10 protein-coding genes are annotated in these 12,581 nt (G+C 73.9%); 7 read left to right on the forward strand and 3 right to left on the reverse strand.

Translation table 11 applies throughout. The features are described from left to right. Nucleotides 1-256 precede the first annotated feature (256 nt). On the forward strand, nt 257-3,103 hold the full coding sequence (locus IE182_RS12130; RefSeq protein ID WP_229844756.1) for a M4 family metallopeptidase: 2,847 nt from the start codon (nt 257-259) through the stop codon (nt 3,101-3,103). Nucleotides 3,104-3,217: 114 nt separating this feature from the next. On the opposite strand, the gene IE182_RS12135 is transcribed toward IE182_RS12130, so the two are convergent. Then, nucleotides 3,218-4,138 carry a lysozyme gene (locus IE182_RS12135; protein WP_190109770.1) on the reverse strand — a complete coding sequence of 307 codons (921 nt, stop codon included), beginning with the start codon at nt 4,136-4,138 and terminating at the stop codon, nt 3,218-3,220. A 223-nt stretch (nt 4,139-4,361) separates the two neighbouring features. Between IE182_RS12135 and IE182_RS12140 the strand changes: the two genes are divergently transcribed. Beyond that, nucleotides 4,362-4,856 carry a MarR family winged helix-turn-helix transcriptional regulator gene (locus tag IE182_RS12140; protein ID WP_373303546.1) on the forward strand — a complete coding sequence of 165 codons (495 nt, stop codon included), beginning with the start codon at nt 4,362-4,364 and terminating at the stop codon, nt 4,854-4,856. Nucleotides 4,857-4,881: 25 nt separating this feature from the next. On the opposite strand, the gene IE182_RS12145 is transcribed toward IE182_RS12140, so the two are convergent. Next, the gene (locus tag IE182_RS12145) at nt 4,882-5,655 is read right to left on the reverse strand and encodes a hypothetical protein (RefSeq protein ID WP_190109771.1); all 774 of its coding nucleotides are present in this window, start codon (nt 5,653-5,655) and stop codon (nt 4,882-4,884) included. Between the two features lie 164 nt (nt 5,656-5,819). Here IE182_RS12145 and IE182_RS32440 point away from each other — a divergent pair, with 164 nt between their 5' ends. From IE182_RS32440 to IE182_RS12170, 5 genes are read left to right on the forward strand one after another with little or no spacing between them, the layout of a single operon-like run. After that, nucleotides 5,820-8,438 (forward strand): sensor histidine kinase, encoded by a 2,619-nt coding sequence (locus tag IE182_RS32440; protein ID WP_190109772.1) that lies wholly within the window; start codon nt 5,820-5,822, stop codon nt 8,436-8,438. After that, entirely contained in the window at nt 8,435-8,983 is a 549-nt protein-coding gene (locus tag IE182_RS12155; protein ID WP_190109773.1) for a roadblock/LC7 domain-containing protein, read from the forward strand. The genes IE182_RS32440 and IE182_RS12155 overlap by 4 nt, the downstream gene beginning before the upstream one ends. Then, nucleotides 8,980-9,402: a DUF742 domain-containing protein gene (locus IE182_RS12160; RefSeq protein ID WP_190109774.1), complete on the forward strand. Its 423-nt coding sequence runs from the start codon at nt 8,980-8,982 to the stop codon at nt 9,400-9,402. Before IE182_RS12155 ends, IE182_RS12160 begins: the two co-directional genes overlap by 4 nt. After that, nucleotides 9,383-10,012 (forward strand): GTP-binding protein, encoded by a 630-nt coding sequence (locus IE182_RS12165; RefSeq protein ID WP_190109775.1) that lies wholly within the window; start codon nt 9,383-9,385, stop codon nt 10,010-10,012. Before IE182_RS12160 ends, IE182_RS12165 begins: the two co-directional genes overlap by 20 nt. Before the next feature lie 26 nt (nt 10,013-10,038). Next, nucleotides 10,039-11,295 (forward strand): styrene monooxygenase/indole monooxygenase family protein, encoded by a 1,257-nt coding sequence (locus tag IE182_RS12170; protein WP_190109776.1) that lies wholly within the window; start codon nt 10,039-10,041, stop codon nt 11,293-11,295. Nucleotides 11,296-11,337: 42 nt separating this feature from the next. On the opposite strand, the gene IE182_RS12175 is transcribed toward IE182_RS12170, so the two are convergent. Continuing rightward, nucleotides 11,338-12,459: a C40 family peptidase gene (locus tag IE182_RS12175; protein WP_229844757.1), complete on the reverse strand. Its 1,122-nt coding sequence runs from the start codon at nt 12,457-12,459 to the stop codon at nt 11,338-11,340. Nucleotides 12,460-12,581 lie beyond the last annotated feature (122 nt).

The raw sequence follows: 12,581 nt of genomic DNA on the forward strand, positions 1-12,581 counted from the left end.
TGACTTTGGCCACGTTCGGGGCGCGGGGACGCACGGCGCCGGGCATGCGGGGGAGGGCCGTGGCCGAGCACGGCCCCGTCCCGTAGGGCAGAGGCCCAACAGCCCCCTGGGGGTTGCCTCCCGCCGGTACCCGTCCCAGGTCGGCCGAAAGGCGACCCCCGAAACGCGCAAACCATTGATCAGCCCCCGCCACACCTGTTGCATATGCGCCGACCACTGATGTTCCGGCGTTCCGGCAGGTACGGAGGGGGAATCCTTGCGTAAGCCCAGAGCACGTTCAGGAAGATCGACCGCGAAGAGCGGGATAGCAGGGGCGGCGGCGCTGCTGGGCGCGGCCGCCCTCGTCGTGTCCGCGGTGCCCGCACAGGCCACCGCGGCGCAGAAGGCCAACGACCCGGCCGAGGTGATTCCGGGGAAGGGAACCTCCACCCCCTCCCTCGTGGACGGCATCCGGGAGGGCGTGAAGGCGAGTGGCAGCCCCGCCGACGCGGCGCGGGGGCACCTCGCGGACAAGAAGGGCCGCTACCGCATCGCCGACCCGGGCCGCGACCTCGCGCCCGTGCAGACCGTCACCAGCGGGCGGACGGAGACGGTGCGGCTGCAGCAGAAGCACCGCGGCCTCGACGTGCTGGGCGGCCAGTACGTGGTGCGGATGGAGAAGAAGGACGGCAAACGGGTCGTCACCGGCACCTCCGGCAAGTACTTCACCGCGCTGAAGACCGACACGAAGGCCGAGGTCGGCGAGGAGCGGGCGGTGCAGCGGGCCGTCGCGGCGACGCTCGCCCGGCTCGGCGGCAAGAAGCTCGGCAAGGGCGACGTCCCCGCCGCCCGGGGCGGGAAGAGCAAGGCGGCCGCGTCGCTGAGCGGCACGGCCCGCGGCCTGGTCGTCCTGCCGAGGGGCGCGGGGGTGCTCACGCACCACGTGACCGTGCGCGGCTCGGACCCCGCCACGGGGCAGCCCGTGCTGCAGGAGGTCTACATCGACGCCAAGGCCGGCTACCCGGTCCTGCAGTACAGCGGGATCAAGACCTTCGGCGCCGCCCGGCAGGCGGCACCGGGCGGGAGCCCGGCCAAGGAGACCGGCGGCGGCAAGGCCCCGGCGGCCGGCGACCGGCACCCCGGGGTCGCCGGGTCCGGCGTCAAGTACGACGGCACCACCGTCGAGCTGGGTCTGTACTTCGACACCGCGCGCGGCGAGTACGTCATGCGGGACAGCTCGCGGATGTGGGACTCCAGCAAGAACGTGATCTCCACCTGGGACGCGCGCGGCAAGGACGTCATGGAGTCGTCCGGCCGCTGGCCCGAGGGGATCAAGGAATTCGGTTCCAAGGGGCCGCAGTTCGACAAGGAGGCCACCGAGGCGGGCGCGGTCGACGCGCACTGGGCCGCGGGCAAGGTCTACGACTACTACAAGAAGGTGCACGGTCGCGACAGCCTCGACGGGCGCGGCACGGCCGTCGACTCCCTGGTCGGCGTGACGTACCTGGGCATGCCGTACGTCAACGCCAACTGGGACGGCACCAAGATGGTGTACGGCTCGGGCGACGAGGAGTACAAGACGCTCTCGGCCGACCTGGACGTCGTCGGCCACGAGATGACGCACGGCGTCGTCGAGAACAGCGCCAACCTCGTCTACGCCGGCCAGTCCGGCGCCCTCAACGAGGCCGTCGCCGACTACTTCGGCAACGCCATCGCCGTGGACGCGGCCGGCATCTCCATGGACGACCCGGACGCGGGCCTGCTCGGCGGCGACCTGTGCCGCACCAAGTCGCGGCGCGCGTGCGCGCTGCGCGACCTCAACGACGGCGCGACGACGTCCAAGAACTTCCTGGGCGTCTCCTTCGGCAGCGACAACGGCGGCGTGCACCTGAACTCCACGATCTTCTCGGGCGCCCTGTGGGACATCCGCGAGGACCTCGGCCGCACCCTCGCCGACAAGATCGCCTACAAGGCGCTGACGGAGTACATGACCCCGCTCGACGGCTTCACCGAGGGCCGCAACGCGGTCGTCGCGGCCGCCAAGGCCCTGGGGCTTTCGGCGAAGGACCTGAACACCGTCACCCGGTCCTTCAACGCCCACGGCATCGTGCCCGACTGGGAGCAGGCCCTGGGCGTCGACACCGACCTGCTCATGGGCAGGCTCAACACCGCCGCGACGGGCGTGGGCGCGGGCGGCGGCTGGTGGGCCACCTCCAAGTCCAACGACGACGGCACCGAGGCGTACTCGGTCTACGCCGGCCGCACGGACGGCAAGGGCAGCCCGAAGCCGATGAGCCCCAACGACGGGCGCTACCACGTCGAGCCCGCCACCGACGGCAAGACCGTGGTGTGGCTGGCCTACGGGCCCACGGGCACGGACGTCCTGTCGCGGCCGCTGGCCGGCGGCCCGGTGAGGAAGCTGTACGGCACCACGGACGACATCCGCGGTCTGGGCGTCGAGGGCGCGGTCGTGGTCTTCGAGGTGATGGACTCCCTCGGCGGACGGCACGCGTCCTATCTGCGGGCCGGCGACAAGCAGCCGACCTGGGTGGACGAGCGGCGCGAGGACACCGCCACGGCGCGTCCGTCCCTGAAGGGGGGCCGCATCGCCTACGCCAAGAGCTACCTTGAGGGCGACACCTACCGGACGGGTGTGGAGGTCCTGGACCTGGGGAGCGGTCAGAAGAAGCTGATGACCCAGCTCGGCGCCCCCGAGGGCATCGGCGCGACGGCCGTCACCGGCAAGCACGTCTACTGGCTCGCCGACGAGGTCGTCGACGACGGCCAGGTGGCGGTGCGGCGCGCCAACCTCGACGGCACCGGCACGACGGACATCAGCAAGGAGAAGGGCGACGGCGCGCTGTTCGCCTCCTCTCTGACGGCCTCCGACGAGGCGGTGACCGTCACCGCTCAGCTGCCGGACACCGCCTACCGCAACGAGACGACGGCCAAGCTGTGGCAGTTCGGCACGGACGCGGCCCCCGCCCGGGTCCGCGTCTCCTGCAACCGTGGCGAGCAGGACTCGGCCGCGGCGGCGGGCGGGAAGCAGGTGGTGTGGATCGACGGCACCACCGGCTACACCGACCTGGTGACCCGCACCCGTCCCGCGGGCCGGTGCGGCTGACGACGCACCGGTGAAGCGGCGCACGAGTGACGTGAGGCCCCGCTGAACCGACGCACCTTCAGCAGGAGGGCCCCCGGCGCCGACGTGCCGGGGGCCCTTCGCCGTGCGTGCCGGTCAGCCGTAGGCGAGGGCCTTCAGCCGGCTGAGCGAGCCGTTGAAGCGGTTGTGGTCGCCGACCGTCGGGCCGGTGTCGGTGTACTGCCAGAAGGTGTAGAAGTCCCAGCCCTTCGGGAGCTCACCGGAGGAGGAGCCGTAGCGCGGCACCCACAGCGGGTTGTACCGGGCGAAGCCGCCGTAGTTGCCGGTGCACTTCTTCCACCAGGTGGTCGAGGTGTAGATGGCCGCGTCGCGCCCGGTGTGGCCCCGGTAGGTGTCCAGGAAGTCGGCGATCCAGTCGATCATCCGTTCCGTGCCCATGCCGTAGCAGGCGGAGCCGTAGGGGTTGTACTCCATGTCGAGCACGCCCGGCAGGGTCCAGCCGTCGTCCGTCCAGCCGCCGCCGTGGTCGACGAAGTAGTCGGCCTGGGTGGCCCCGCTGGAGTTGGCCGGCAGCGCGAAGTGGTACGCGCCCCGGATCATGCCCGCGTCGTACGGACCGTTGTACTGCTGCGCGAAGTAGGGGTTGGTGTAGCTGGTCCCCTCGGTGGCCTTGGTGTAGGCGAACCTGATGCCGCTGTTCCACAGCTTCGACCAGGAGACGTTGCCGTTGTGGCTGCTGACGTCGACGCCTTCGACGGAGGCGCTCTTGGGGCCGCCGGGGGAGAGGTCGGGCAGTGCGGTGCCGGAGGGCGGGAAGCCGGGCAGGGAGTTGCCCTTGGCGGCCGGGCCGCGCTCGCCCTCGTGGGCGCGGACGGTGGAGCCCATCCAGTCGCGCTCGGGGTGGTCGGGACGTCTGTTGTTGCCGGGGTCGGCGCCGGCCGTTCCGGCGAGCGCGAGGATCAGGGCGAGTGCGGTGAGCAGGGAGAGGAGGGAGAGGAGGGTGGCCGCCGCGGTGGGGGGATGCGGGCGGCCCGGGCCGAAGTGGTGCTCGGGCATGACGTGCCTCCGAGGCCATGGTGGGGGGAGCGTGCGGGAGGTTCCATGGTCACCGCATTGGTATGACCATGTCATTTATCAAGTTATGAGGGGAGACGCGGCCCGCGATAGGGACCCGGGGTGCTGCCGTTGGTCTAATCCTGCGAAATACTGACGGAGCTGCGGCTACCCGCCGCAACCCGCAGAATCTTTCAGCGGCTGAAAGAGCAGGAGAGGGCCCGACGTGCACGAGACCAGTAACCCGCCTCGCGAGGAGGGCGGTCCGAGCGCAGGCGACGGCGGCTGCGTGGACGCCGCCTTCCTCGCCCTGGAGCGCGAGCTGGCCGTCTTCCTGCGCCGCGCCCGGGCCTCCTCGGGCGAACTGGCCCGCGAGGTCCACCCCGACCTGGAGCCGGCCGCCTACGGACTGCTCGTCAGGCTGGAGGAGGCCGGCCAGCAGCGGGCCACCGACCTGGCCGCCTACTTCGGCGTCGGCAAGGCGACCATGAGTCGCCAGCTGCGCGCCCTGGGCGAACTCGGCCTGGTCACCCGCGACCCCGACCCCGCCGACGGCCGGGCCTCGCTCATCCAGATCACCGAGGAGGGCCGTGTCCGCTTCACCCGCGTGCGCGACGCCCGCCGCGCGCAGTACATGAGCAAGCTCGCCGGCTGGGACCGCACCGAGGTCGCCGAACTGGCCCGTCTGCTCCACCAGCTCAACGAGCGCGCGGAGTCCTGAGCCGGGCCACGGCCGCCGGCGGGGTCTACAGCTCGGCATAGACGGCCGCCGCGTCGTCGTGCGGTTTGCCGCGCCGGAAGGCCAGCCCGTCCGGGTCCGCCCGTTCCGCCTGCCGCACCCGGTCGATCAGGGCCCGCGGCCCCTCCTTCGCCAGGAGCGCGAAGCACTGCGCCCATCCGCCCTCCCCGAACACTTCGACCCAGCGGGACGCGCCGTCGCTGAGCGCTGCCAGCGCGCGCACCCGTGTGCGCGCCGTGCGACCTGCGACCGCGCGCTCGGCCACGGCCGGATCGGCGGCGGCCGTGAAGAAGCCCCCCTCGGCGTTGCGCTGGGCGTCCGTCACCGGACCCCGCGCCGCCAGGCGGGCGATGCGCTCGTCCAGCACGGCCGACACCGTGCCGTCCACCGCCTCGACGAGCAGGACGGAGTCCGACAGCACCAGGTGCTCCACCGCCGACGCGCCCCAGCGCGCCACCACCACGGTCGCCTGCGGGGTGAGACGGTGCGTCAGATCGCAGCTGCCCCGATGGGCGTCGGCCGTCCGGACGATCGCGGCGGCCAGGCACTGCTGCAGCGTCAGATCGCGCTCCGCGGACGCCAGTTCGAGCAGGGCCCCGCCGAGCCGCGCCGTGAACCACGGCACCCCGTGCACACAGCCGGTCCCCCCGTCCGCCGGCGGGGTCACGCCGTCCAGCAGCACCAGGACGCCGCCCTCGCCCGAGGCGGGCAGGGCGACGGATGCGAAGTCCTCGTTCGGGCGCCCCGGATCCCCGGGCTGGGCGGCCAGTTCGATACGCATGCGGCCAGTGTGCCGGATGCCCGAATTTCCGCGGCGGTTGACGCGCATCCTTCCGGCATGCCGGGCGGTTTACCTGATGGAGCACTTGCCGGGGGAATGCGGTGGGTGCCACCAGCCAGGGGCCACCAGGGTGGGGCACGGACGACAGCAGATTGCGAGCACCGGTGCGGAAGAAGCAGCTTCGCGGCGGCCAGCGCGACCAGCAGACCACGACGGTGCCGGAGCGCACCGCCCGCGTGCGCAACCGCCTCATCGCCTCCGTCGCCGTCGCCTCCCTCGCGGCCCTCGGCGCGAGCGCCTTCGGCATCGCCGACGCCATACGCGACCTGAGCGACTCCCGGCGCCTGGCCGCCCTCGCCCGGACCGGCAGCGCCTCCGTCGCCCTCGCCCACTCCCTGGCCGACGAACGCGACGCCATGACCGAGTACGTGGCCGGCGGCCGCGGCGGTGCACCCTCCTTCGCCGGCGGCGTCTCCGAGGACCAGCGCTCCCGCGTCGACCGGCAGATCCAGGAGTTCCGCGCGGCGGCCCCCGCCTCGCTGCGCCGCCGCCTCGACGACCTGCCCGAGGTCCGCCGCCGCGCCCTGGCCGGGCCCGGAGACGCCCTCGCCGCCTTCGGCGCCTACACCACCACCGTCCAGGCCCTGCACACCGCCGCCGCCGGCCTCACCCACCGGCTGCCGTCCCGCGCCCAGTCCGGCGAGGCGGTCGCCCTGCCCGCGCTCGGGCGCGCCGTCGAGGAGGCGTCCGCCACCCGCGGCCTGCTCCTGGCCGCGCTGGCCGCGCGCGGCACCCAGCCGCAGCTCGCCCTGACGGCCCAGCAGACGGACGTGCGGGAACGGGCCGCGCTCGCCGACTTCCGCCAGCTGGCCCCCGCCGGCCTGCGCGAGGAGTACGCCCGCACCGTCAGTGGCCCGCAGGTCACCGCGGCCGAGGCCCGGCTGGCCCGGCTCGCCGCCCGGCCGCAGCCCACGGCCTCCGAGACCGAGCGGCCCGGCCCCGTCCGGGCCGAGCTGACCGCCCGCATCGACCAGCTGCGCGGCCTCGAATCCGGGCTCGCCACCGAGGAGATGGCCCGCCTGGCGGGCCTGCGCGCCCACGACGTCACCGCCCTGGAGGTCCGCGCCGCGCTCGCCGCCCTGGCCTTCCTCCTCGTGCTCGGCACCGGAGTGCAGACCGCCCGCTCCATGACCCGGCCGCTCGCCGCCCTGAGGCTGGGCGCCCGCCGCGTGTGCGCCGACCCGGTGGCGAAGGAGCCGGTCTCCTTCCGCGGCCGCGACGACGAATTCGCCGAGGTCGCCCGCTCCGTCAACGTGCTGCACGGCACCGTCGTCCGGCTGCGCGAGCGCATCTCGCTGCTGGAGGGCGAGCGCAACCGCCTCGACGTGGCCCGGCAGGACCTCGCCGACGAGCGCGACGCGCTGCGCGGCAGGTTCCAGGAGCTCACCGAGCACATGGCCGGCCTCTCCGGGCGGGTGCACGCCACCTACGTCAGCCTCTCGCGGCGCACGCTCGGCCTCGTCGAGCAGCAGCTGACCGTCATCGAGTCCATGGAGGCCCACGAGGCGGACCCCGACCGCCTCGCCGTGCTCTTCAAACTCGACCACCTCGCCACCCGCATGCGGCGCCACAACGAAAACCTCCTCGGCCTCGCCGGATCCGAGCACGGCGGCGGCCACACCGGGCCCGTTCCCCTGCTGGACGTCCTGCGGGCCGCCGTCAGCGAGATCGAGCGCTACGAGCGGGTGCGCATCCACTCCCTCCCGGCACGGGCCCAGCTCCTGGGCCCCGCCGCCGACGGCGTGAGCCACCTGGTCGCCGAGCTGCTGGAGAACGCGACGGCCTTCTCCCCGCCGGACGTCCAGGTGCAGGTCTCCGGCTGGCTGCTGGAGAACGGCGAGGTCATGCTCTCCATCCAGGACGAGGGCATCGGCATGGCCCCCGAGCGGCTGGACGAGCTCAACGCCCTGCTCGCCGAGGCCGACCCCGACCCGCAGCGCACCCGCAGCGGCGAGCGGGGCGAGCCCGTGATGGGCCTCGGCCTGTACGTGGTGGCGCGCATCGCCGCCCGGCACGGCGTACGGGTCCAGCTGCGCGAGCAGCGGCCGGGCGGCATCACCGCCGTCGTGGTGCTCCCCGGCCACCTGCTGCCCGCCGGGCCCCCGGCCGTCACCGACCCCGCCACCGCCCCCCCGGTGCCGGGCGCGGCGCGCACCGCGCCCCAGGGCGACTTGCCGGGAGCGGTCGCGGAGGCCAACTCCCACACGCTGCCCGGTCGTTCCCCGCACGTCACGGCGCCGGTGCCCGGACCGCGGCGGCACGCCCCCTGGGTGGGCATGGACGACCGGACTATCGAGCTGACGACGGTGCGCCGCCCCGCCCCGGACCAGGGCCCGCCCCCCTCGCCCGCCGGCCGCCACGGCCGCCAGGCCCCGCCGCCGCCCCGCACCCCGCGCGCCGAACCCCTGCGCCCGGAGGTCCTGCGCCCGGAGGTCCTGCGGCCGGAGCCGCGGCGTCAGCCCGGCCGGGCCGCCGAGCCCGCCCCCGCCCCTGACCTGCCCCGGCGGACACCGCGGGTCGTGGCGCAGAAGCCGGTGCCGCTGAGCGTGCGCCAGGGGGTGGACGCCGAGGCGCTGCGCCGCAAGCTCGCCGGATTCCAGCAGGGGGCACGGGAGGGACGCCGCGACGCCGAGGCGGAGCTGACGGGGCTTGAACGTGGTACGGAACGGAACCGAGCAGGGGCGCCGGACGAGGGCGGCACTGTCGAGGAGGCACGCGGTTGACTGCATTTTCCCAGGGGGCGACGCCGGTGACCCCCGTCGGCCCCACCGGTGTCACGGCCTTCGGCGTGAGCGAGGAGGCCCGCAACCTGCACTGGTTGCTGACCGATCTCGTCGAGGAGGTGCCGGGCGTGCTGTCCGTCGCCGTCGTCTCCTCCGACGGGCTGCTGCTCCTGTCGTCGTCCCCCGAACACTCCAGGCCGCCCGGCATCCCCGGCCTGCCCACCCCCACCGGGCCGGGATCGGAGGGCCCGCGCGGCTCCACCGCCGACCTCGCCACGATCGTCGCCGGGCTGGGCAGCCTGACCACCGGCGCGGCGACGCTCATGGACGGCGGCGCGGTCAAGCAGACGATGGTCGCGATGGACGGCGGCGGCCTGTTCGTCATGACCATCAGCGACGGCTCCCTGCTGGGCGTCCACACCGCGCCCGACTGCGACATGAGCGTCGTCGCCTACCACATGGCACTGTTCGTGGGCCGGGCCGGACACGTCCTGACCCCCGAACTCCGCCGCGAGCTCCGTCAGTCGGTGGAGGCCGTCGGATGAGTGCCGCCGCCCGGGAGCTGTGCGCTCCCGCCGGCCCCGCGCCGGCCCTGCGGACCGCGCGCGTACGCCCGTACTCGGTCACCGGCGGGCGCACCCGCCTCGGGCACCTGCTGCTCGTGGAGACCTTCGTCGCGGCGGCCCCGGCCGGCGAGAGCGGCCCGCCGCCCGATGCGGCCCCCGGTGGCGGGATGGCCTCCCGGCTGCTGCCCGAGGTCCGCGCCATCGTCGGCCTCTGCCGCCGGCTGCGGTCGGTCGCCGAGGTCGCCGCCCTGCTGAAGATGCCCCTGGGCGTCGTGCGGGTGCTCCTCGGCGACCTGGCGGACCAGGGAAGGATCCGCGTCTACGGCAGCGGGCACGCCGGCGGGCGGCCCGACCGTGCGCTGCTCGAAAGGGTGCTGAGTGGACTTCGCAGACTCTGACGCGACGGAGGCCCGGGACCCGTCGGCCGACCGGACGCCGTGCTGGCAGACGGACCTGACCCGGGCCCCCGCCGCCACGAAGATCGTCATTGCCGGGGGCTTCGGCGTCGGGAAGACCACCTTCGTCGGCTCGGTCTCCGAGATCACCCCGCTGCGCACCGAGGCGGTCATGACGACCGCCGGGCAGGACACGGACGACCCCACCGCCGTCCCCGGCAAGTCGACGACCACCGTCGCCATGGACTTCGGGCGCATCACCCTCGACGCCGACCTGGTGCTCTACCTCTTCGGCACCCCCGGCCAGCAGCGGTTCTGGTTCATGTGGGACGACGTGGTGCGCGGTGCCATCGGCGCGGTCGTCATGGTCGACACCCGGCGGCTGGCCGACTGCTTCCCCGCCCTCGACTACTTCGAGAGCGGCGGCCTGCCCTACGTCGTGGCCGTCAACCACTTCGAGGGCACGCCCCGCCACGAGGCCCGGGCCGTGCGCGAGGCGCTCGCCCTGGCCCCGGACGTACCGGTCGTGACCATGGACGCCCGGCAGCGGATCACCGTCGTCGACACACTGCTGACCCTCGTCGGCCGGGCCCTCGACGTCAACCCTGCCTGAACACCGAGCGGAGGCGAGCACACCCCGTGCGACGGATTCTCATAGTCGGAGCCGGCCAGTCCGGACTCCAGCTGGCCCTGGGGCTGCAGGGCAAGGGGTACGACGTGACGGTCATGTCGAACCGGACGGCCGAGGAGATCCGCTCCGGGCGGGTCATGTCCACCCAGATCATGTTCCGCACGGCCCTGCGCTACGAGCGCGAACTGGGCCTGAACTTCTGGGAGGGCCTCGCCCCGCGCGTCGAGGGCCTCGGCATCTCGGTGGCCGGCACCGTGCCCGGCGTGCCCGGGGTGCAACGCCTGGTCGACTGGGTCGGACGGCTCGACGGCCACGCCCAGTCCGTCGACCAGCGGGTGAAGATGGCCGGCTGGCTGGACACCTTCGCCGAGCGCGGCGGCCGGCTCGTCGTCCACGGCGCGGCCGTCTCCGACCTCGACTTCCTGGCCCACCGCTACGACCTGGTGCTGGTCGCCGCGGGCAAGGGCGAGCTGGTGTCGCTGTTCGCCCGCGACCCCGCGCGCTCCCCGTACGCCGCCCCGCAGCGCTCCCTCGCCCTCGCCTACGTCCACGGCCTGGGGCCCCGCGCCGAGCACCCGGAGTACGACGCCGCCCGCTGCAACCTCGTGCCCGGCGTCGGCGAGCTGTGGGTCATCCCCACGCTCACCACCTCCGGCCGCGCCGACATCCTCTTCTGGGAGGGCGTGCCCGGCGGACCCCTCGACGTCTTCCACGACGTGGAGGGCCCCGGCGCGCACCTGGCCCGCACCCTGGAGCTGCTGGAGCGGTTCGTGCCCTGGGAGTACGGGCGCGCCACCGCGGTCGAGCTGACCGACGCCCGCGCCACCCTGGCCGGGCGCTACGCCCCCACGGTCCGCGACCCCGTCGGGCGGCTGCCCTCCGGCGGGCTGGTCCTCGGCGTCGCCGACGCCGTCGTCGTCAACGACCCGCTGACCGGGCAGGGCTCCAACTCGGCCGCCAAGTGCGCGGCGTCCTACCTCGCCTCGATCGTGGAGCGGGGCGAGGAACCCTTCGACGCGGACTGGATGCGGACGGCCTTCGAGCGCTACTGGGCGTCGGCCCGGCACGTCACCCGGTGGACCAACGCCATGCTGGCGCCGCAGGCCGGGCACGTGCGCAGCCTGCTCGGCGCGGCGGGCGGCCTGCAGCGGGTCGCCGACCGCTTCGCCAACGGCTTCGACGACCCGTCGGACTTCGAGGACTACTTCTTCGAGGCGGCGAAGGCCGAGGCGTACGTGGCGGAGGCACTGGCGGCCGCGGGGTGAGGACCCCGCGGCCGCCGGCCCGCGCCGGTGGCCCGGCAGGTGTCAGCCGGCGGGCGGTGCCGGTGGTGTGTAGGAGCTCATCGGAGCCTGGTCCGCGTCCGGGCGGACCGCGCCCAGCAGCGGGTTGGAGGCGATGGGGGAGATCTTGACGACGTCGCCGGTCCGGGGGGCCTGGACCACCTGGCCGCCTCCGATGTAGAGGGCCACGTGCGTGGCGCCCTCGAAGTAGAGGACGAGGTCGCCGGGGCGCAGCCGGTTCAGCGGCACCCTGGGCAGCGACTTCCACTGCTCCTGGCTGGTGCGGGGGATGGCGCCGCCCGCCCGGGCCCACGCCTGGGAGGTCAGCCCGGAGCAGTCGAAGGAGTCCGGGCCCGTCGCGCCCCACACGTAGGGCTTGCCGACCTGCTGGAAGGCGTACTCCAGGGCCTTGCTGCCCGCTCTGGACGGCGCCTGGGCGCCGCCGAGCGCACGCGGGCCGAGCGCACCCGAGGCGAGCAGCTTGCGCTGGGCCTCGCTTATGCCGTGCTGTTCCAGCGAGCGCAGCTCGGTGAGCTGGGACGGGGACAGCGAGGCCAGCAGCCGCTCGACCTCGGCCAGCTTCCCCTTGACCGCGTCCTGCTGTTTCTTCTGGTCGGCGGCCAGGGTCTGCTGGCTGTTGAGCGCCTGGCGGGCGCGCTGGGCGAGGCCGGCGGCCCGCTGTTCACCGCTGGAGAGGCGGTCCACGGTGGACGCCCGGCGGCCGGCGGCCCGCCTGATCTCGTGGCTGCGGTCCAGGGCCTGCTGCGGGTCGGCGCTGAGCAGGAACTCCATGTAGGGGGAGAGGGAGCTGCCGTGGGTGCCGCGGTACTGCTCGCGGGCGAGCCGGCCGGCGTCGTTGCGGCTGTCCGTCAGCGCGATGCGGGCGTCGGCCAGTTGGTCGGTGAGCCGCTCGACCTCGGCGCGCTGCTTCTTCAGCTTCTCCTCGGTCGCGTTGTAGGTCTCCGTGGCCTCCTCGGCCTCCCGGTAGAGCGTCTGGAGCCGGTTCAGCAGCGCACTGACCGGCTGGTCCGGCGGGGCCGCGGGTGCGGCGGGTGCCGCGCCCGCCGGCGGCGCGGGTACGGCGGCGAGGGCGGTGCCCGCCACGAGCGCCGCCGTGCACACCGTGCGCACGAACCGTCCTGACACAGGGTCACCTCCGTTGGCAGACATGATCACGCCCTTGTGGAGGATCGTGCCATGCGCAGTATTACTAACAGGGGCGCTGTGGGCGAAACCGCCTAATGTGATTTACTCTCCGTTGACGGATC

It is taken from the genome of Streptomyces cinnamoneus (assembly GCF_014650495.1).
Taxonomy (GTDB): domain Bacteria; phylum Actinomycetota; class Actinomycetes; order Streptomycetales; family Streptomycetaceae; genus Streptomyces; species Streptomyces cinnamoneus.

Excerpts from the sequence above, each read along its gene's own strand:
- IE182_RS12135 (WP_190109770.1), bottom strand. The coding sequence starts at position 4,138 with ATGCCCGAGCACCACTTCGGCCCGGGCCGCCCGCATCCCCCCACCGCG.
- IE182_RS12145 (WP_190109771.1), bottom strand. The coding sequence starts at position 5,655 with ATGCGTATCGAACTGGCCGCCCAGCCCGGGGATCCGGGGCGCCCGAAC.
- IE182_RS12160 (WP_190109774.1), top strand. The coding sequence starts at position 8,980 with ATGAGTGCCGCCGCCCGGGAGCTGTGCGCTCCCGCCGGCCCCGCGCCG.